At 25.3% G+C, this 19,895-nt stretch carries 20 protein-coding genes; all 20 read left to right on the top strand.

Annotated features, from left to right (window positions below; genetic code table 11):
- The first annotated feature begins 67 nt into the window (after window positions 1–67).
- The 20 genes from RDY08_RS11160 to trhA all read left to right on the top strand — a co-directional run bounded on the left by RDY08_RS11160 (window position 68) and on the right by trhA (window position 19,853).
- The gene (locus RDY08_RS11160) at window positions 68–1,954 is read left to right on the top strand and encodes a S41 family peptidase (RefSeq protein WP_307905495.1); all 1,887 of its coding nucleotides are present in this window, start codon (window positions 68–70) and stop codon (window positions 1,952–1,954) included.
- A 271-nt stretch (window positions 1,955–2,225) separates the two neighbouring features.
- Complete coding sequence (locus tag RDY08_RS11155) at window positions 2,226–3,569, top strand: IS3 family transposase (RefSeq protein ID WP_307903683.1); 1,344 nt, start codon at window positions 2,226–2,228, stop codon at window positions 3,567–3,569.
- Between the two features lie 352 nt (window positions 3,570–3,921).
- Window positions 3,922–5,256 (top strand): DEAD/DEAH box helicase, encoded by a 1,335-nt coding sequence (locus RDY08_RS11150; RefSeq protein ID WP_307905494.1) that lies wholly within the window; start codon window positions 3,922–3,924, stop codon window positions 5,254–5,256.
- Window positions 5,257–5,506: 250 nt separating this feature from the next.
- Entirely contained in the window at window positions 5,507–5,701 is a 195-nt protein-coding gene (locus RDY08_RS11145; RefSeq protein ID WP_307905493.1) for a YwbE family protein, read from the top strand.
- 84 nt (window positions 5,702–5,785) lie between these two features.
- Window positions 5,786–6,766, top strand: coding sequence for a 7-cyano-7-deazaguanine synthase (locus tag RDY08_RS11140; protein WP_307905492.1), 981 nt, complete (start codon window positions 5,786–5,788; stop codon window positions 6,764–6,766).
- 133 nt (window positions 6,767–6,899) lie between these two features.
- Window positions 6,900–7,643 (top strand): PP-loop family protein, encoded by a 744-nt coding sequence (locus tag RDY08_RS11135; RefSeq protein WP_307905491.1) that lies wholly within the window; start codon window positions 6,900–6,902, stop codon window positions 7,641–7,643.
- 13 nt (window positions 7,644–7,656) lie between these two features.
- Entirely contained in the window at window positions 7,657–8,415 is a 759-nt protein-coding gene (locus tag RDY08_RS11130; RefSeq protein WP_307905490.1) for a tRNA lysidine(34) synthetase, read from the top strand.
- Between the two features lie 62 nt (window positions 8,416–8,477).
- Window positions 8,478–9,200, top strand: coding sequence for a M48 family metallopeptidase (locus RDY08_RS11125; protein ID WP_307905489.1), 723 nt, complete (start codon window positions 8,478–8,480; stop codon window positions 9,198–9,200).
- Between the two features lie 111 nt (window positions 9,201–9,311).
- Window positions 9,312–10,121 carry a Cof-type HAD-IIB family hydrolase gene (locus RDY08_RS11120; protein WP_307905488.1) on the top strand — a complete coding sequence of 270 codons (810 nt, stop codon included), beginning with the start codon at window positions 9,312–9,314 and terminating at the stop codon, window positions 10,119–10,121.
- A gap of 14 nt (window positions 10,122–10,135) precedes the next feature.
- The gene (locus RDY08_RS11115; protein ID WP_307905487.1) at window positions 10,136–10,435 is read left to right on the top strand and encodes a nucleotidyltransferase family protein; all 300 of its coding nucleotides are present in this window, start codon (window positions 10,136–10,138) and stop codon (window positions 10,433–10,435) included.
- Window positions 10,428–10,766 (top strand): HepT-like ribonuclease domain-containing protein, encoded by a 339-nt coding sequence (locus RDY08_RS11110; RefSeq protein ID WP_307905486.1) that lies wholly within the window; start codon window positions 10,428–10,430, stop codon window positions 10,764–10,766. Before RDY08_RS11115 ends, RDY08_RS11110 begins: the two co-directional genes overlap by 8 nt.
- Window positions 10,767–10,943: 177 nt before the next feature.
- Complete coding sequence (locus tag RDY08_RS11105; RefSeq protein ID WP_307905485.1) at window positions 10,944–11,261, top strand: YbjQ family protein; 318 nt, start codon at window positions 10,944–10,946, stop codon at window positions 11,259–11,261.
- A gap of 10 nt (window positions 11,262–11,271) precedes the next feature.
- Entirely contained in the window at window positions 11,272–11,721 is a 450-nt protein-coding gene (locus RDY08_RS11100) for a YbjQ family protein (protein ID WP_307905484.1), read from the top strand.
- An 86-nt stretch (window positions 11,722–11,807) separates the two neighbouring features.
- On the top strand, window positions 11,808–12,383 hold the full coding sequence (locus RDY08_RS11095; RefSeq protein WP_307905483.1) for a TetR/AcrR family transcriptional regulator: 576 nt from the start codon (window positions 11,808–11,810) through the stop codon (window positions 12,381–12,383).
- 405 nt (window positions 12,384–12,788) lie between these two features.
- Complete coding sequence (locus RDY08_RS11090) at window positions 12,789–15,377, top strand: efflux RND transporter permease subunit (protein WP_307905482.1); 2,589 nt, start codon at window positions 12,789–12,791, stop codon at window positions 15,375–15,377.
- A complete protein-coding gene (locus tag RDY08_RS11085; protein ID WP_307905481.1) occupies window positions 15,374–16,099 on the top strand; it encodes an outer membrane lipoprotein-sorting protein in 726 nt (241 codons plus the stop codon). The genes RDY08_RS11090 and RDY08_RS11085 overlap by 4 nt, the downstream gene beginning before the upstream one ends.
- A gap of 290 nt (window positions 16,100–16,389) precedes the next feature.
- The gene (locus tag RDY08_RS11080; RefSeq protein ID WP_307905480.1) at window positions 16,390–17,166 is read left to right on the top strand and encodes an EFR1 family ferrodoxin; all 777 of its coding nucleotides are present in this window, start codon (window positions 16,390–16,392) and stop codon (window positions 17,164–17,166) included.
- A gap of 51 nt (window positions 17,167–17,217) precedes the next feature.
- Complete coding sequence (locus RDY08_RS11075; protein WP_307905479.1) at window positions 17,218–18,246, top strand: hypothetical protein; 1,029 nt, start codon at window positions 17,218–17,220, stop codon at window positions 18,244–18,246.
- A gap of 63 nt (window positions 18,247–18,309) precedes the next feature.
- Complete coding sequence (locus RDY08_RS11070) at window positions 18,310–19,053, top strand: substrate-binding periplasmic protein (protein WP_307905478.1); 744 nt, start codon at window positions 18,310–18,312, stop codon at window positions 19,051–19,053.
- Window positions 19,054–19,214: 161 nt separating this feature from the next.
- A complete protein-coding gene (gene trhA, locus RDY08_RS11065; protein ID WP_307905477.1) occupies window positions 19,215–19,853 on the top strand; it encodes a PAQR family membrane homeostasis protein TrhA in 639 nt (212 codons plus the stop codon).
- Window positions 19,854–19,895: the final 42 nt, after the last annotated feature.

Genomic DNA, 19,895 nt, shown 5'->3' with positions numbered 1-19,895 from the left:
TTTCCCGCTAATTGTGACGAGGTGGTTTATTAAAAAAATTAAAACTAAACAGGGAGGATGTAAAAAGATGAAAAGATTAATGATAGTAGCAGTTATACCATTACTTTTTATAGGATGTCAAAAAAGTATTGTTGTAAAAAAAGGAAATGTTTCAAAAATTAATGTAAAGGTTGTAGAGAAAAAGCAAGACAAATTAAAAATAGATGATATTGAAAATTTAACAGCTAAAACAGATGTTCCACAAGTAATAAAGTTAAATTGGAAATTACAAAATAAAAAAAACGTTGAAAAAATAGAAATTTTAAAAAACTCTTTAGATGGTTCGAGATATAAAAAAGTAGCAGAAATAAGTCCTAAATTAAACAGAGCAAGTATAAAACAGAAAGAAAATAGTTATGTAATGTATAAAGTAAGATTAATTTTAAAAAGTGGAAAGAAAAGTAGAGGGAAAATGATAAAGGTTATTCCATTAATGCCAAATTATAGAAAATTTAAACTTGAACATTATAGCCAAAATAAACCTGTTGAAAAAACTTATGAAGTCATAACCGAAGATGGAATTGACTATATCGAAATGGGAGCATTAAAAGATATGTTGAGTGAATTTTTTGGGGATCTAAATTACAAGGCAGAAAAAGATTTTATAAAGATATCTAAAAAAGATGGAAATTTTAAATTGGAATTTGATATTAATGAAAATAAAGCCACGCTATTTGATAAAAATGGATTAACTATTAAAAATTTTTATAATAAAAGAGATGAAATTACAGTTGCAGAAGGAATAAGTAGCGGAGAAGTTTTAAAACAATATAAAAAAGATGTAAAAGCAGAATTTAAAGTAGTTAGAGCATCTGAAAAAATATTTGAAAAAGAAAGTTTAAATTTAAACGATTTTGATGCTGGATATATTAAAAAAAATAGTAAAATTTATTTTCCAATATATATGATATCTTATTTTTTGTTTAACGGTAATTTGCAAATAACTAATTATGATGGAGAATATTTTATAAAAAGTTGGGCAGAAAATTATAAAATTAATAAATTATCTAGAGAGAAAATGGATAAAGAGATGAAAAGAAAGGTGTTTTTATATTTTATAAATTTGTGTAAAAAAAGGTATACAGTATCGAAAGATAAAAATATAGATTTTGACAAAATGAGGAATGATAATATGTCAAAACTTATTAATACGAAAAGTAATGCTGAATTTTATGATATATTTAATACTATTTTAACAAATATGGATGATGGGCATACACGATTTATTAATTTTGGAAAATCAAATTTTGTTATTAATGGGACAAATAGAACAGAAAATAGTGCAAAGGCATATGAAGAAATAATGAACTTTTATAAAACGAAACCAGATAAAAAATTTGATGAATTTATATTAAAAGAGATTGACAATAAGACAGCATATATTTATATTCCCAATTGGATTGATCCACCTATTAAAATTGATAAGGAATTAAATAAACTAAATGGAAAAAAATATGTTATTTTGGATATGAGATGGAATGGTGGTGGATTGTTATCAAATGTATTTCATATTATCAATTATTTTGCAGGAGATAAATATGAACTTTATAATATGGGAAAACCTATAGATATTAAAAATAATAGTAAAAAAAGATATAAAGTTAAGTTAATTCTTCTTACTAATAGATTGAGTTTTAGTGCCTCAAATTATATGGTTAATATTGTAAAAAATAACAATTTGGGGATAGTTATTGGAGAAAAAACAGGCGGTGGTGGTTCACCGTCTGAAATATATTCTCTTCCAGATTCATCATTAGTGGGATTGTCAAGCGGGACTTTGATAACAGATAAAGCTGGAAATAGCAATGATAATGGAATTGAGCCAGATATAAAAATTATTGATAAATATAATAATGGAAAGGATAGTATATTTGATAGAGCTATGAAATACATAGATGGTCAAGAAAGTAGATAAAAATTAAGAATAATAATAGAATGGAGATAAAAAGCAAAATATGCACTATTCTTTATTTAATAGGAAAGTATAAATTACCTATTAAATAAGCTACGTCATTTTTTTGAAATATGTGATTTTTCAAGGCGAAATTTTTCAGAATCCCAAAATTTAGAAAAATATTTACACTTTATACTGTACCCTATAAGATGGACATTTAAAAAAAAGTTGCATCAGATATGGTATTTTTATATAATATCTATAATGTTAATTTAATAGATTGGAGGATTTCATGAGCAACAAAATATTCACAAAAAAAGAGATTGAAATTTTATCAAAAAATAAATATGTCAAAACTATAAGTTCTAAGGCAATCACATATACATCAGAATTCAGAAGAATTTTTATTGCAGAAAGTCAAGATAAAATTTTACCTAGAGCAATATTTGAAAAATATGGATTTGACGTACAAGTATTAGGGATGAAAAGGATTCGATCAGCAGCAGCAAGATGGAGACGTGCCTATAAAGAGCAAGGAGTATTAGGGTTAGATGATAGAAGAAAAGAGAACTCTGGACGACCTTTAGAAAGAGAGCTATCTTTAGAAGAGAAATATGAAAGGCTTCAAGTAAAAAATGATTATCTTCAAGCGGAGATTGATTTGCTAAAAAAGCTAGACGTGCGAGAAAGAGAGGTGAACGGTAAATTAATTGAATTATCGCCATCAGAAAAGTTTGTTATAATCAAAGATGTAATAGAAACAAGTGGTGTAAAAAATATTATAAAATATTTATGTGAAGTTGCAGAAATTTCTAGAACAAGTTATTATAACTATTTGTCTGAAACTTCCAAAACAAATAAAAGCAATCAAGAATTAGAAGATGAAAAAGCAAGAGATTTAATCATAAAAGCATATGAATTCAAAGGTAGGCAAAAGGGAGCTAGACAGATAAAAATGACTTTAGAAAATGAATTTGCTACAATTTTTAATCTGAAAAAAATCAGAAGAATTATGAAAAAATATAGTATTGTATGTACGATTAGAAAGGCAAATCCTTATAAGAGAATAGCAAAGGCTACAAAAGAGCATACAACTATTCCAAATAAATTGAATAGGGAATTTAAACAAGAAATACCAGGGAAAATATTATTAACAGATATAACATACCTATCATATGGTAATGGTCAACGTGCGTATTTATCAACTATTAAGGATAGTTCAACAGGAGAAATACCTGCATATGTATTATCTAAAAATATTAAGTTAGAAATTGCAACAGAAACAATAAGAACTCTTATGGAAAACAAAAGCTTTAAAATTCATAAGGATGCATTAATACATTCTGATCAAGGAGTCCATTATACAAGCCCAACATTTCAAAAATTAGTTAAAAATAGTGGCTTAGATCAGTCAATGTCAAGAAGAGGTAATTGCTGGGACAATGCTCCTCAAGAATCATTTTTTGGCCACTTTAAAGATGAAGCAAATATTAAAGAATGTAATACATTTGAAGAATTAATTAATGAGATTGATGATTATATGGATTATTATAATAATTATAGATGTCAGTGGGGATTAAAAAAGATGACTCCTATAAAATATAGAAATCATCTTTTAGAAAATAAATCAGCTTAACTACTTTTTTTTAAAATGTACTTGACAAAGGGTACAGATTACTTTATGAGATGAAGCGTAGCTTATTTTGTTCTTTAATAGTGAAGTAAAAATTTATTCAGAAAATAAATTACGCTTTCTTTATAAGAATTTTAATCCCAGTATTTTTGGAATTATCTAGCTACAAGTTTTAAAATATCATAATATATCTTTGAATATTTATCTATTCCCTAAAATATGAAAAAAGATATTTTATTTGTACTAAATATGGTATAATGAAAGAAAATTTACTAGTACGTATTTTAAAAAGGGGAATGTTATTTTTAATCCATTCCTAAGAATAAATACGGTAGGACTAAAAAAAGGAGAGATAATGAATAAATTTAAAGAACTTGGGGTTAGCGACACACTTGTAGATATACTTATTTCTAATGGTATAAAAAAACCAACTCCAATTCAAGAAGAAACGATAACACTTATCCATGATGGGATGGATATAATAGCAGAGGCAGAGACAGGGACAGGAAAAACTTTAGCATTTTTACTTCCGATATTTGATAAAATGAATGAAAATAGCCAAAATATACAAACGTTGATTGTTACACCAACAAGAGAACTTGCAATTCAGATTACACAAGAAGCTGAAAAACTTAATGTAAATAATAAATTTAATATTCTTGCTGCTTATGGTGGAAGAGATATAAATGTGCAGATGAATAAATTAAATAAAAGTGTAGATTTAATTATAGCAACTCCAGGAAGATTAATAGATCATTTAAAGAGAAAAACTGTTAATTTGAGTAAAATTAATACTCTTATAATAGATGAAGCGGATCTAATACTTCATATGGGATTCAAAAATGAAATTGAATTTATAGTTAATGCTTCAGCAAAAGAAAGACAAACTCTTTGTTTTTCTGCAACTATAAGTTCACAAGTAAAAAAACTTGCATATAAAATTACAAAAGAACCTCAAATTGTAATGATTGAAAAAAGAGAAGTTCTACTCAAAAATATTGATCAATATTTAATAGAAACAACAGATAGAAGAAAGCAAGATGCTCTTTGTCAAATGTTAAATAAGGAAAATCCTTTTTTGGCTATAATTTTCTGTAGAACAAAATTAAGAGTAGACAAATTAGAAGATGAACTTTATAAAAGAGGATATAATTGTCAAAAATTACATAGTGATATACCTCAATCAAAACGTGAAAAAATAATGAAATCTTTTAAAAATGCAGAAATACAATATTTGGTGGCAACAGATGTAGCTTCGAGAGGTATTGATATAACAGGTGTCACTCATGTATATAATTATGATATTCCTGAAAATGGAGAAGGATATATTCATAGAATAGGAAGGACTGGAAGAGCTGGTAAAAATGGAAAAACTTATCTTTTTGTTACACCAAAAGATAAGGAATTGTTAAAAATCATTGAAAGAGATATAAAAATGGAAATCCCTAAAATGGAATTAGAGCATATTCCAGATGTAAAAGCTGAAAATAGTTTGCCAAAGCTTAAATATAATAAAAGAATTAATGTTAATACTAAAAATTTCTTTGAAGATAGGAATGGAAAAAATGTCAAAGAAAATAAAAATAGCAGAGATAAAACAAATAAAAAGAAAAAAATAATTAATAAAAATAGAAAGAATAGTAACAAAAGTAAAAAGAGTATTATAGATAGCAAAAAAAGAAAGAAATAAAAAGAAATAAAATCAGATTGGGTTTGATTTGTCACTAATTGTGATAACTCAAACCCAATCTTGATTAAATTTTGGAGATAAAAATGAGGCAAAAGAGAAATTTTTTAGAAGCCAAAAATTTAGAAAAACATTTATATTTTACCATATGAAGCGTAGCTTATTTTTTTATCATAAACTCTTCTTGAAAATAAAGCTGAAAGATGATAAAATAGATAAAGAATTGTAAGAGATAAAATTGGAGGGAAATGTTATGGATGGAACTAAAAGAGTCACCATAAAAAAAGGAATTATGGTGAAAATAGTCTTGAAAAAAGATCAAAGGAGTGGAATTTTAACAGATGGAAAAGTTCAAGATATTTTAACTAAATCGGCGACACATCCTCATGGAATAAAAGTAAGATTAACGAGTGGAGATGTCGGAAGAGTTAAAGAAATAGTTGAATAAATGAAGAAATTTGGAAAGAGCATTAAAAGATTTTGAAAAACTAGAATTAAAAAATTACGATTAGAACTTAAGGAGGAAAAACAATTGAAAGCATTAGCACTTTTTTCAGGAGGATTAGATAGCACATTAGCAGTTAAACTTGTAACAAATCAAGGGATAGAGGTAATAGCTTTAAATTTTGTATCTCATTTTTTTGGAGGTAAAAATCCGAAAGCAGATGCTATGGCAAAACAATTAGGAGTTCAGCTTGAATATATTGATTTTAAAGATATTCATAAAGAGATAGTTAAAAATCCACCAAGCGGATATGGTAAAAATATGAACCCATGTATAGATTGTCATGCTCTTATGTTAAAAACAGCTTCAGAATTATTAGATAAATATGGGGCTAACTTTATAATAACAGGAGAAGTTTTGGGTCAAAGACCTATGTCTCAAAATAGATCTGCATTAAATAGAGTAGAAAATTTGTCAGGAATGGCAGGATATGTAGTAAGACCATTATGCGCAAAAGCGATTGATGAAACTATTCCAGAAAAAAATGGATGGATAGATAGAAACAAACTTATGGATATCCAAGGGAGAGGAAGAAAAAGACAATTAGAACTTGCTGATGAATTAGGAATTGTAGAATATGAAATGCCTGGTGGAGGGTGTTTACTAACAGAACCTAACTATGGGAGAAGAATTAGAATATTAAAAGATGATGAACAATTTGATAATGATTTTCTGTTTTATTTATGTAAAATAGGAAGATTTTTTAGATTAGATAAAGGAAAATATATATTTGTAGGTAGAAAAGAGGAAGAAAATTTAAAAATAGAGGAATATAAAGATGAAGCTAGCCTTTATATTTTAGACAATGGGATACCTGGTCCTGTAATTTTGGGATTTGGAGAATTTTCAGATGATGAAAAATTATTTGCTGAAAGTTTATTTTCTAGGTATTCAAAGGTAAAAGGGAAAACACCAATTTCTATGAAATGCAATGGGGAAATAGTGGAAATTGAGGCATTAGATTTGGTTAAAATTGAAGAGATGATGAAAGAGTATTTGGTTATATAAATTTATTCAAAAAATAAGATACATCGTTTTTTGAAATATTCGATTTTTCAAAGCGAAATTTTTCAAAAGCCAAAAATTTAGGAAAATATTTATATTCTAAAAACATTAGAAAATTGCATTACTTGGAGGACATATGAGAAAAACAAATAAAAAAATATGGAAAAACTTTATAAAGGCTATTAAAGAATTTAATATGATTGAGCCTGGAGATAAAATAGCAGTTGGAATTTCTGGAGGGAAAGATAGTCTTATATTAATAAATTTATTTAAAGAATTGAAAAAAGATCGTTCTTTAGATTTTGATTTTGTTGGAATAACTTTGGACCCTGGTTATAAAGAAGAAGATTTATTAAATGTAAAAAACTATATAAAAACTTTAGATATTGATTATAAACAATATGAAACGAATATCTGGAAAGTTATATTTGACGAAAGAAAAGAGAAAAATCCTTGTTCTTTATGTGGAAAGATGAGAAGAGGTATTCTTTATAAAAAGGCAGAAGAATTAGGTTGTAATAAACTTGCTCTTGGGCATCATTTTGATGATATTATTGAAACAGCATTGATAAATATGTTTTATGCAGGCTCAATAAAAACTATGTTGCCAAAAGTAGAATCAACCTCTGGAAATTTTGAAATAATAAGGCCTTTGGCATATGTAAAAGAGGAAGAAATAATAAATTTTATAAATAAAAATGAAATAAAAGTTATGGCTTCTAGTTGTAAATTATACACAGTAAGAGAAGATTCAAAAAGATTAGAAATTAAGACATTATTAAAAGGATTAGAAAAAACTAATCCAAATATAAAAAAAAGTATATTTAATTCTCTTAGAAATGTTAATTTAAAATATGTAATGGGATACACAAGTGAATAATCAAGGAGAAAAAATGGAGAAAAGAGAAATATTAAAAGAAATTGAGATAAAAGGATTTAATAAAACATTATGGAATAAAGCTGGCAAAGCTATGCATAGATATAATATGATAAATCCAGGTGATAAAATAGTAGTAGGTATATCAGGTGGGAAAGACAGTTTAGTAATGTTAAATACTCTTATAAGAGTTAAGCTAATAGCAGGATTTGATTTTGAAATTATACCTATATTCATAAGTAAAACTGAAAAGATAAGCTTAGAAGTTGAAAAAATAAAAAAATATATTTCAGAAATTGGTCTTAAGTTAATTGTAAAATCAACAACTATTGATAAAATTGTATTTGAGGATAAGAAAGTAAAAAATCCATGTTTTTTATGTTCAAGAATTAGGCGTGGAGTATTATATACAATGATGAAAGAATTAGGTGCTAATAAACTCGCACTTGGACATCATCTGGATGATATAATAGAAACATTTTTTATGAATATGTTTTATCAAGGAAATATGAATCAAATGAAACCAATATATAGATCTGAACAATATGGTTATGAAATAATTAGGCCACTATCATTTGTGGAAGAAGATACAATAATTAAATATGCGAGAAAGGCAAAACTTCCTATTATAAATATTGATTGCAAATTTTCTTCGGTAAAACTAGATTCAAAAAGAGTTGAAACAAAAGAATTAATTAAAAATTTAGAAAAGAAAAATCCAAATATTAGAAGAAATATGTATAGTGCTATTTTTAATATTTCTAAAGAGGAATAAATTTAGTCCAATATTCATCATAGAAAAAAATAAACAAAATAAAATTAAAGTAGGAATTTGCTATGCACAAAGTAAGATATGAAAATGAAATAATAAACTTTAAATTAATAAAGAAAAAAAAGAAAAATTTATCAATTTCTATAAAAAGAGATGGGAAAATTATTGTGTCTGCTCCTTTGAATGCAAAATATGAAGATATTGAAAAGATAATATTATCCAAAGGAAAGTGGATATTAAAAAAACTTGAGATAATAAATGATAATATACATTTACAAAAAGAAAAAAAGTATGTAAATGGAGAACTATTTTTATATTTAGGAAAAAATTACAAATTAGAAATTTTAAAATGTGAAGATTTAAAGAATACAAAAATAGAACTATTAGAAGATAAATTAAAGATTAAAATAAATAATAAACTGGAATCTGATAAAGAATATATAAAAAAAGAATTATATAAATGGTATATGCAAAAGGCAATGGAAAAATTAGAAGAAAGAATGAAAATTCATAGTAGTAAAAATAATCTTTATTATAGATCAATAACAATAAAAAACTCAAAAACATATTGGGGAAGTTGTTCTACAAATGGAGATATAAATTTTAATTGGAAAATAATAATGACTCCTTTAGAAATAATTGATTATGTAGTTATACATGAATTAAGCCATTTGATACATCATAATCATTCAAAAAAATTTTGGGATTTAGTAAGCAAATCTATTCCTGATTATAAGATAAAAAGAAAATGGTTGAGAATAAATGGTATTAATTTAGGAATATATTAAAAATAAATTTTCAAATATTAGAAGTATTGAAAAAAATCAACTAAAATGATATGATAGAGTATAGTTTTCACAAATAATGTATTCAAAAAAATAAAAGGAGAATGAAATAAAATGAAATATAAAATGTTAGTTATGGATATGGATGATACTTTATTAAGAAAAGATCATACTATATCAGAAAGAACAAAAAAAGCTATAAAAGAAACACAAGAAAAAGGTGTGAAAGTTGTATTAGCATCTGGAAGACCTGATTTTGCTATGAAAGATTATGCAAAAGAGTTAGAACTTGATAAATATAAAAGTTATATATTATCCTTTAATGGAGCTAGAATTATAGATTGTCATAAAGATGAAATTATATTTGAACAAAGTTTAAAAAAAGAGGTTGCTCATGAATTATATGAAATAAGCAAAAAAGAAAATATGTTTATACATACATATTTGTCAGATGATATAATAACAGAGCAAAACAATGAATACACTGAAATAGAAGCTAATATAACTGGAATGAAAATAAAAACAATAACTGATTTTAAAAAAAGTATAAAAGGGAATGTTATAAAAGTTTTAATGCTTGAAGACCCTACATATTTAAAAAAAGTATCTGAAAAGTTACATCCTAAATTATCAGATAAATTAAATATGACAATATCAAAACCATATTTTTTAGAATTTATGGATAAAGGGATTGATAAGGGAGAAACTTTGAAAAAATTAGCTAATAAATTAAATATAAATATTGATGAAATAATAGCGGTGGGAGATAGTTTTAACGATAGCACTATGATTAAAACTGCTGGATTAGGTGTAGCTATGGGGAATGCACATGAAGAGATAAAAGAAATAGCTGATTATATCACAGATACAAGTATGAATGATGGAGTTGCAAAATTAATAGAAAAATTTATTTTGAAAAAATAAAAGGGAGGAGCTAAATGACTAAAGAAGATATATTATCAAAATTAAGAGAAGATTATAATGTTTTAGGGAATAAATATGGTATATCAAAAATTGGGATATTTGGTTCATATGCAACTGGAAATTATAATGAAAATAGCGATATAGATATATTGATAAAATTAAAGAAACCGATTGGGTTTAAATATTTTGAATTAATTGATTTTTTGGAAAAGGAACTTGAAAAAAAAGTGGATATAATAACTGAAATAGGATTGAATGGAATCAGAGTAAAAGATGTTGAGCAAACAATAAAAAGGAGTATTATTTATGTCTAAACGTAATCAGATAGATTTGTTGATGGATATAAAAGAAGCCATTCAACGAATTATCATATATACTAAAAATATTGATATTGATGAATTTTATAAAGATATTAAAACACAAGATGCAGTTACAAGAAATATTGAAATAATTGGAGAAGCTGCTAAAATGATTGATAAAAAAATAATGGAAATGGATAACTCTATAGAATGGTCAATGATGGCAAAAACAAGAGATAGACTTATTCATCACTATTTTGGAGTAAATTATGATGTCGTTTGGGCAATTTGTAAAGAAAATCTTCCAGAAGTATTAGAAAAAATATCTAAATTAATAGAAAAATAAGCTACGCTTTAATCTGGTAAAGTATAAATGTTTTTCTAAATTTTTGGTTTCTGAAAAATTTTGTCTTGAAAAATCGCATATTAAAAAAAACGGCGTAGCTTATTTTCTGAATAAATTTATATCTTACTAATTAATAGAAAAATTTATTTTGAAAAAATAAATTAAAAGGGGGCAATAATGTATTTATCAAATATAGAAACAATACCTGGAAAAGAAATTGTAGAATTTTATGGAATGGTATCAGGGAGCACAGTAAGAGCAAAGAATGTAGGAAGAGATATAATGGCAACTTTTAAAAATATTGTTGGTGGAGAATTAAAAGGGTATACAGAACTTTTGCAAGAATCAAGAAATGAAGCTACAAACAGAATGATACAAGAAGCTAAAAATTATGGAGCTAATGCAATAGTTAATGTAAGATATGCCACTTCCTCTGTAGCTCAAGGTGCATCTGAATTATATGTCTATGGAACAGCAGTAAAAGTAGAAGAGTAGGTGAAATATCATGACTAATTTATTAATATTCTTAGGATTACTTATTTTGGGATATTTTGCTGGAAAAAGTGCAGAAAAAAATCATTATAATAGAATAAAAGAGAAAGAAAAAAATCTTTTAAATTTACCTGTAGTAACAGTAAAAAAAGTATTAAAAGAAGATAAAATTTTAAAGAGTGAATTAGTAACTGGAAGTGTAGTAATTTCAATAGATTATTTCAAAAGAATTGTTGCAATATTAATAAATCTATTTGGTGGAGAGGTTACAAGTTATGAATCATTAATAGACAGAGGGAGAAGAGAAGCCATTATAAGAATGAAAGAGCAGGCAAAAGGGGCTAATATAATAATTAATATGAGAATTCAAACAAGCACTATAAGTAAAAGTGCAAATAATAAGAATTCTGTTGGAAGTGTAGAAGTATTAGCTTATGGCACAGCTTTATGGGTTAGCAAATAGATTTAAATTTATGAAATATGCTATAATGTGGAGCTAGTTAAATTATTAAATAGAGAAAGCAAAAAAATCCAGAAAGGTGAAAATTTATGAATTATTCAAAAACATACTTAAAAATAATAAATACAGCCTATAAATTAATTGCTGAAAATGGATATGATAAAACAAGTATTAATAATATAGTAAAAGAAGCAGGAATTTCAAAAGGTGGATTATACCACTATTTTAAAAGCAAAGAAGAGTTATTTATAAAAGTTGTAGAATATATTTTTCAATCTTTTGATTTTATAAATATTTTTAATAGCTCAACAATAACAATAGATAATTATATGGACAAATTAAAAAATATTGGAAAAATGTTTTCGCTTATTGATGCACAAGATGAAAATTATTTTAAATTTCAAAATGAATTTATGATACAGGCTTTACGAGATGAAAATATAAAAGGGATATTAACTGAAATTTATAATGAATTTATGCCTATGATAGAAAATCTTTTTTTACATTTAAAAAATATTGGAGTTTCGTTAAGAGAAAAAAATATTAAAACTTTATCAGAAAAAGTTTTTGTCTTTTTAGATGGATTAATGATTTATAAAGGTTTTGGAATAAGCTTAGATTGTGAAAAATTATGGAATAGTTTTCTAGAAGACTTAATAATTTAGAATCATTAAGGAACGGCTTAAAAATATGTTAAGCATATCATAAAGAAAGCTCTTGACGAAGGGCTTTCTTTATGATACACTTAACATACCAACCGGTCGGACTTTTTAAAATTGCAGTTCAAAATAAGTTTTAACTTGACACAGGTCATTTTAAATTGCATAATTAAAATGGCTCAGAGATGGTTAAATAATTAATTACTTAGGAGTGGCTTAAAAATAACATTCCAATTTTGCTTTAAAATACGCAATGCTTTAAGCGTTTTTATAACAAAATATGAGAACATTATTTTTTAAACGTTCTTTGTTTCTTAGAAAATAGATACAGGTCATTCTTTTTTCTAAGAAACTTTAAGTATGTTATTATTTTACAATCTCTAAAAAAATAAAATATGGAGGGGATTTATAATGTTTAATAAAATATTTAAATTTATTGAAAAAAGAAGTAAACTTGTAATTTTTATCTTTATTTTAGCAACTGTTATTTCTTTATATTTAACCAGTAAGCTAGAAGTTAGAATGCAGATGATGGATCTGTTACCTAAAAATGAAAAATTAGTTCAAATCTACAATAAAGCATTAAAAAATTTCACCAGTACAGACAATATTGCTGTTGGAGTAGAAGGAAATGAAAAAGATATAGAAAATTATATAAGAGATATTGCTCCAAATTTAAAAAAAATTAAAAATATAAAAAAAGTTGAATATGAATTAAATAGCGATTTTCTCAAATCAAATAGTTTATTATTAGTAAAACAAAACGACCTTGAAAATATGCAAGATATGTTGACAGCTTCAAATTTACAAGATTTTATAGCTGGAATAAATAATAATTTTGAAGAAAGTTATATTAATTCAGGAGATTCTCAAAAGATGTCAAAAGACAAAACACAAATGTTATCTTTTTTAAATACAATTCAAGATTTTGCTGCTGCAATGAAAAATGGAGATGTTAAAACAAATTTTGCTAAGCAATTTTTAATAGGTAAAAAATATACAATTTCTCCAGATAGAAAAATGGGGATTTTCCTTATAAAATCAGCTGTTAATAGTACTGATATAATGGGAATGGTTAATTTAGTCAATAGTGCAGAAAAATATTTAAAAGATAATGCAAAAAAATATAATGTTAAAGTTTCTCTAACGGGAACTCAAGTAATTAGTCGAGATGAGATGGTTGTAAGCAATAGAGATATGACAATTTCTACAACTGTTTCAATAATTTTGATGATAATTATATTTTTAGCCGCATTTAGATATATTCGATATTCTTTATTAGTAATAGTTCCTTTATCAATAGGAATAATTTTAGCCATGGGATTTACATATATTGTCTTTGGTCATTTAAATATTATGACTGCAATGATGGGAGCAATACTTATTGGACTAGGTATAGATTATTCAATACATATAATTTCCATATTTTTAGAAGAAAAAGATGATGGAAAATCTACAAAAGAAGCTGTAAAGGCAATTTTTAAAAAAGGAATGAAGGGAATTATAGCAGGTTCTATTACAACGGCATTTGGATTTTATGTTTTTTCAATAAGCAGTTTTCCTGGATTTAGGGAATTTGGTGTAGTATTAGGAAGCGGGATTGTTTTTACTTTAATTACTGCTGTTTTTTTATTACCAACATTACTTTTAAAAATGGGTGATAAAAAAGTAAAACTTATAAAAACTGATTTGAGAGTATTTGATAGATTAGAAAAAATAGTAATTCACAGACCAAAACGAGTTTTAGCTGTAGTTTTAGTTATACTTGTTATTTTAGGGATGAATATACCTAAAGTTTCGTTTGAAAAAAATATGATGAATATTGAAGCTAAAGGATTAGAAAGTATAGCATTAAATAAAAAAATAATAGATAAGTTTGGATTTACCTCAGATAATTCAATTGCTATAAGTAAAAATCTAAAAGAGGCAAGGATAATAAAAGAGAAAGCTGATAATATGTCTACTGTTGGTCAAATTGATAGTATTGCATTCTACATACCTGATAAAAAACTTCAATTAAAAAGAATGAAAAAAATAGCAGAAATAAAAAAAATATTAATGGGGAAAAAGATAGACAAATTAAATATAGTAACACTTAAAGATGAATTATATAGATTAAATGATAATTTAATAGAAATTTCAGATCTCGCATATATGGGTGGAGAAACTAAACTTGTTAATAAATGTGATGAAATTACAAAAAGTAATATATTAATAGATTTCGCAGATAATTTAGCAAAATATAAAGGGAATCTTCAAAAATTTCAAAATAAATTTATTGCTGAATGGAAAAACATTATAGAAAATATGAATGACAAAAATATTATTACTATTAAAAATTTACCAGAAGATATAAGAGAAAATTACATTGGTAAAAATGGAGAAATAATGACAACTCTTTATCCAAAAGGAGATATATGGAATAGTGATTTTCAAAAAGGACACATTGCGGAGCTTAAAACATTAGGGAAAAATGTTTCTGGTACAGCATTAGTATATTTAAAAGTTATAGATATATCAGGGAGCGAAGGAAAAAGAATTTTATTACTTTCAGTATTTGTAATATATTTTATAATCTTAATTGATTTTAGAAGTATAAAATATGCTACAATGGCTATTTTGCCTATGATTTTAACAATATTTAGTATGATGGGGATAATGGGAATGGTTGGTGTTAAATTTAACGTAGTAAATATAATTGCACTCCCATTAATTATAGGAATTGGAGTGGATGATGGAATTCATATAATTAATAGATATAGAATAGAAAATAATCTTTATATTGCATTAAAGAGCACAGGAAAAGCAATTTTATTGACAACTATTACAACTGCTGCGGCATTTGGAACTTTAATGCTTGCAAAATATAGAGGATTTATAACATTTGGACTTTTACTTACTTTAGGAGTTGTCCTTGCATACTTCTTTACAATATTTTTCTTGGTGAGTGTATTGGCTATATTCGATCAAAAAACAATTAAGGGAGGAGAGCAAAAATGAAAAAAACAGTTATAGTTTTATTAACTATTTTTATTTTTAATTTGGGAATAGCTCAAAATGCAAAAGATATTTTACAAAAAGTAAAAAACAATACAGAATATTCTACATCACAAATGGACGCTACCATGATAATAAAAAAGGGAAATAAAAAACTTTCTGAAATGAAGTTTAAAAGTTACTTAAAAAAAGGAGATAAAGATAGACAATTAATGAGATTTACATATCCAAGTAGATTAAAAGGAACAGCTATTCTAAGTTCTGGAGATAATATTTGGTATTATAATAAAAGAACTAATAGGGTAAGATTATTATCAAAAAGTGCTAAAAAAGGAAGTATGATGGGAAGTAGTTTTAGTTATGAAGATATGACAATTGATTTTGTAAATGATTTTAAAAGTGAATTACAAAAAACTACTAATAAATATTATGTAATAAAAATGGTCCCTATTAAAGATAAAAAGTTTAAATACTTAATTGCATATATTTTAAAAGATAAGTATATTGATGAAAAAATAGAGTATTATAATGATAATGAAATTAAATATAAGGAGCTAATAAGCAGTGATATTAAAAAGATTGATAAAATAATGATTCCTTTACATATAGAAATGAGAGATATTTTAACAGGAAAATCTACTGAAATGATTACAGATGAATCTAGTATAAAATTAGGTATAAAAATTAAAGATTCTATATTTTCTGAAAGGAATTTAAAAAGATAATAAAAAAATAAGCTACGCTTCATCTGGTAGAACATAAATGTTTTTCAAAATTTTTGGCTTCTGAAAAATTTCGCTTTGAAAAATCGCATATTTCAAAAAAATGGCGTAGCTTATTTTCTAGACAAATTTATACTTTCCTAGTAAATAAAAAAATAAGTTACGTTTTATCTGGTAAAGTTTAAAAATTTTGTCTTGAAAAATCGCATATTAAAAAAATGATATAGCTTATTTTCTGAATAAATTTATACTTTATTTAGAAATAAAAAATATATATAAAGGAAGTGGCTATTGTGCTAAAAAAAGATATAGATATATATTGGTTTTCAGGGACAGGAAATACGTATTTGATAACAAATGAATTAAAAGAAGAGTTGGAAAAATTTAATATAAAAGTAAATTTATTTAAAATTGAGAAAAGCAATCCGAAAAATATAGATACAGATAAAATTATAGGCTTAGCTTTTCCTGTGGCAGTACAAGCAACTTATCCATTAGTATGGAATTTTATAGATAGATTACCTAATTTAGAATCAAAAAATACAAAAATATTTATGATAGATACTCTAGCTGGATTTTCAGGAGGAGTTGTTGGCCCATTAAAAAATATTTTATCAAAAAAAGGATATGAATGTATTGGTGCGAAAGAGTTTATTATGCCTTCGAATTATTCAAAACCAAAAGAAGAGGAAGTAAATAGAAAAAAAGTGGAAAAAAGTTTAAAGAAAGCAAAAGATTTTGCGAAAGATTTAGTTGAGGAAAAAAGCAATTGGGGTAGAGTTCCAGGGGTATCTGATGTTGTTAAATATATTAACAACAGACAATTTATATGGAATTCTATACAAAAAACAGTATCTATAAATAATGACAAATGTATAAAATGTGGGCTATGTGCAAAACTTTGTCCAACAAATAGTATAAGATTTAACAAAGGAGAATATCCAATAAAAGTAGATGGTTGTGAAAGTTGTATGAGATGTATTGCATTCTGCCCTCAAAATGCAATACTGTTAAATAAAAAAGAAACAACACAATATAAAGCAGTAAATTTAGAATTATTTTTAAAATAATATAAATTTTAAATTTATATTATAATTATAATTATTAGGAGATGAAATCTAATGAAAAAAAATATAATAACCTTGATTTTTTTTATGAGTTTAATAATAATTAATGCAGCTGATTTTACAACTGAATTAAATTTACATAATTCTTATACAGAAAAAGCAGGTAATCAAAGTGAAGTTAAAGGGAAAGTTTTATTTAATTTTGAAGGAGAAAAAAACTACACTTTAGATGGAGAATATAGTTTTGGAGATAATATAAATAAAATTGATATGGCAAAAATAAAATTTGATTTTGATAAATTTGTATTGGAAATTGGAAGGAATAGAATAGGATGGGGAGTAGGATATAATTTTAATCCAATTGACATATTTAATTCAAAACCAATTGGAGCAGCATTTGATACAAATTATTTAAAAGATGGAAGAGATAGTATCATTATGACATATTATAATAATGAAAATAGCAATTTACAAGCTATTTATGCTATAAAAAAAGATAATAGTATGGAAAATGATGAGGTTGGAATTAAGTATAAAACTTTTATTAAAGATTTTTCTGTTGAAGGAGTTATCATAAAAAAAAGTAAAGATATTTCAGAAAAGAAAGACTTAATTTTAGGTGGAACTATAGCAGGAAGCATTCCAAAATTAGATTATGGAATTTGGAGTGAAAGTGCTTACTATACAGATCAATCTAAAATGAAAATGGTAGTTGGAATGGACAATTATTTTGATAAATTATATGTAAATATAGAATATTATTATAATGGATTTGGCGAAAATAAAAAAGAGATGTATACCTATATTTTGGCAGCTTACGGGAAAAATTTAGCACATCATTATTTTGTACCATCTTTAAAATATGATTTGAACGAGCAGACATCTTTAAGCGGATTTGATTTTTTAAATTTAGATGACTATAGTAATATTTTAGGCGGAGTTTTAAATTATCTATATGATGATAATATTGGAATTTCAATATCTCCGTATTTATTAATTGGAGAAGATGATACAGAATATGGAATGGCAAAATCAGAAGTTGGAAGTTATGGAATTGATTTTAATATGAAAATAACATTTTAATTGTTATAGATGTTGTATTGCCAATAAGTAGATATATTAAAATAAAAAAAGGAGATGATTTAAATGAAATTTTCTATGAAAAAAAGCTATATATTCTTAATTCTTTTTTTTACCCTAACTATTATTTCAAGTTCAGAAAGTAATTTAAATTTTATTGCTGAGGAGAATTATCCTCCTATAAGTTTTTTAAAAAATGGAAAACCTGCAGGGTTGGCTGTGGAAATCGTTAGAGAAATGCTTAAACGAAAAAATATTCCAGATAATATAAAAGTTTGGCCTTGGGTTCGTGGATATAGAATGACTTTACATCACCCAAATTATGTACTTTTTTCTGTGGCAAGAATAAAAGAAAGAGAAAATCTTTTCAAATGGGTTGGTCCAATCTATAAAATGGAAGTAAGCTTTTATGGGAAAAAAAATTCTAAAATTATAATTAATTCAATAAATGATGCAAAGAAACTAAAAAGGATTGGTGTTTTTAGAGACTCTTTTGAAGAACAATTATTAAAAAAAAGAGGCTTTAACAATTTAGATTCAGCAGTTAATAATATTCTTAATACAAAAAAACTGATGGGTGGTAGATACGATGTAATGATTTTTACTAATACGACTATAAAATCAATTGTAGAAAAAGCTGGATACTCTTTAAATGATGTAAAAAAATTATATACATTTACAACTGTTTCAGCTTATATTGCATTTTCAAAAGATACTCCCGATGAAACAATTAGTTCTTGGCAAAAAACTTTGGATGAGATGAAAAAAGAGGGGGTTTTAGAAAAAATAGAAAAAAAATGGTTAGAATAAAAAATATAATAAAATTCAAAATTACAGTATAAAATATCATAATTATATATTAAAGAGCGTAATATTTTATTTTCTGAATAAATTTACTGGTCATATTAAATAATAGTGTTGATTTTAAATAATTTTAATTATTAAAAATTTTAGAAAGGCGGGAGAAACAGATGAAAATAGCAGAAAAATTTACATTAGGAGAAGAGATAGCCAGTTCTGTTCTTCACGGAATTGGAGCAATAATCTCAATATTAGCTTTAGTTTTACTTATAATTAAATCCATACATATAGGCGATAGTTGGCATATAGTTAGTTATACTATATTTGGCACGAGTCTTATTATATTGTATACAATGTCAACCTTATATCATGCTTTCCCAAGAGGAACTACTAAAAGAGTTTTCCAAAGATTTGATCATTTGTCTATATATATATTAATTGCAGGAACCTATACTCCATTTTGCCTTACAATATTAAGAGGTAAAATAGGTTGGACAATACTTATTGTTCAATGGGGACTTGCAATTTTAGGGATTATATTTAAAAGTATTTGGATAGATAAATTTGTGGCATTTGCTACTCTTATTTATATTTTAATGGGATGGGCTATAGTTTTATCTATAAAACCGTTAGCAGCTTCTCTTGATCCAATTGGAATTTATTTGCTTGTAGCAGGAGGAATATCATATACTGTTGGAACAATATTTTTTATTTTTTCACTTTTTAAATTTCATCATGCAGTATGGCATATTTTTGTTATGTTAGGAAGTCTTTTTCATTTCCTTGTTATTTATATTTATTTAAAATGAAGTTGTTATAAATATAATCTTATGATATAATAATTATAGGAG

It is taken from the genome of Haliovirga abyssi (assembly GCF_030295325.1).
GTDB classification, from domain to species: Bacteria; Fusobacteriota; Fusobacteriia; order Fusobacteriales; family Haliovirgaceae; genus Haliovirga; species Haliovirga abyssi.
Note: the sequence above shows the minus strand (reverse complement) of the source record. Positions and strands in the feature narration are given on the sequence as shown.

Bases quoted from the DNA above. Each gene is read 5' to 3' on its own strand.
- RDY08_RS11160 (WP_307905495.1), top strand. From the start codon at position 68: ATGAAAAGATTAATGATAGTAGCAGTTATACCATTACTTTTTATAGGA.
- RDY08_RS11155 (WP_307903683.1), top strand. From the start codon at position 2,226: ATGAGCAACAAAATATTCACAAAAAAAGAGATTGAAATTTTATCAAAA.
- RDY08_RS11150 (WP_307905494.1), top strand. From the start codon at position 3,922: ATGAATAAATTTAAAGAACTTGGGGTTAGCGACACACTTGTAGATATA.
- RDY08_RS11145 (WP_307905493.1), top strand. From the start codon at position 5,507: ATGGATGGAACTAAAAGAGTCACCATAAAAAAAGGAATTATGGTGAAA.
- RDY08_RS11135 (WP_307905491.1), top strand. From the start codon at position 6,900: ATGAGAAAAACAAATAAAAAAATATGGAAAAACTTTATAAAGGCTATT.
- RDY08_RS11130 (WP_307905490.1), top strand. From the start codon at position 7,657: ATGGAGAAAAGAGAAATATTAAAAGAAATTGAGATAAAAGGATTTAAT.
- RDY08_RS11125 (WP_307905489.1), top strand. From the start codon at position 8,478: ATGCACAAAGTAAGATATGAAAATGAAATAATAAACTTTAAATTAATA.
- RDY08_RS11120 (WP_307905488.1), top strand. From the start codon at position 9,312: ATGAAATATAAAATGTTAGTTATGGATATGGATGATACTTTATTAAGA.
- RDY08_RS11115 (WP_307905487.1), top strand. From the start codon at position 10,136: ATGACTAAAGAAGATATATTATCAAAATTAAGAGAAGATTATAATGTT.
- RDY08_RS11110 (WP_307905486.1), top strand. From the start codon at position 10,428: ATGTCTAAACGTAATCAGATAGATTTGTTGATGGATATAAAAGAAGCC.
- RDY08_RS11105 (WP_307905485.1), top strand. From the start codon at position 10,944: ATGTATTTATCAAATATAGAAACAATACCTGGAAAAGAAATTGTAGAA.
- RDY08_RS11100 (WP_307905484.1), top strand. From the start codon at position 11,272: ATGACTAATTTATTAATATTCTTAGGATTACTTATTTTGGGATATTTT.
- RDY08_RS11095 (WP_307905483.1), top strand. From the start codon at position 11,808: ATGAATTATTCAAAAACATACTTAAAAATAATAAATACAGCCTATAAA.
- RDY08_RS11090 (WP_307905482.1), top strand. From the start codon at position 12,789: ATGTTTAATAAAATATTTAAATTTATTGAAAAAAGAAGTAAACTTGTA.
- RDY08_RS11085 (WP_307905481.1), top strand. From the start codon at position 15,374: ATGAAAAAAACAGTTATAGTTTTATTAACTATTTTTATTTTTAATTTG.
- RDY08_RS11075 (WP_307905479.1), top strand. From the start codon at position 17,218: ATGAAAAAAAATATAATAACCTTGATTTTTTTTATGAGTTTAATAATA.
- RDY08_RS11070 (WP_307905478.1), top strand. From the start codon at position 18,310: ATGAAATTTTCTATGAAAAAAAGCTATATATTCTTAATTCTTTTTTTT.
- trhA (WP_307905477.1), top strand. From the start codon at position 19,215: ATGAAAATAGCAGAAAAATTTACATTAGGAGAAGAGATAGCCAGTTCT.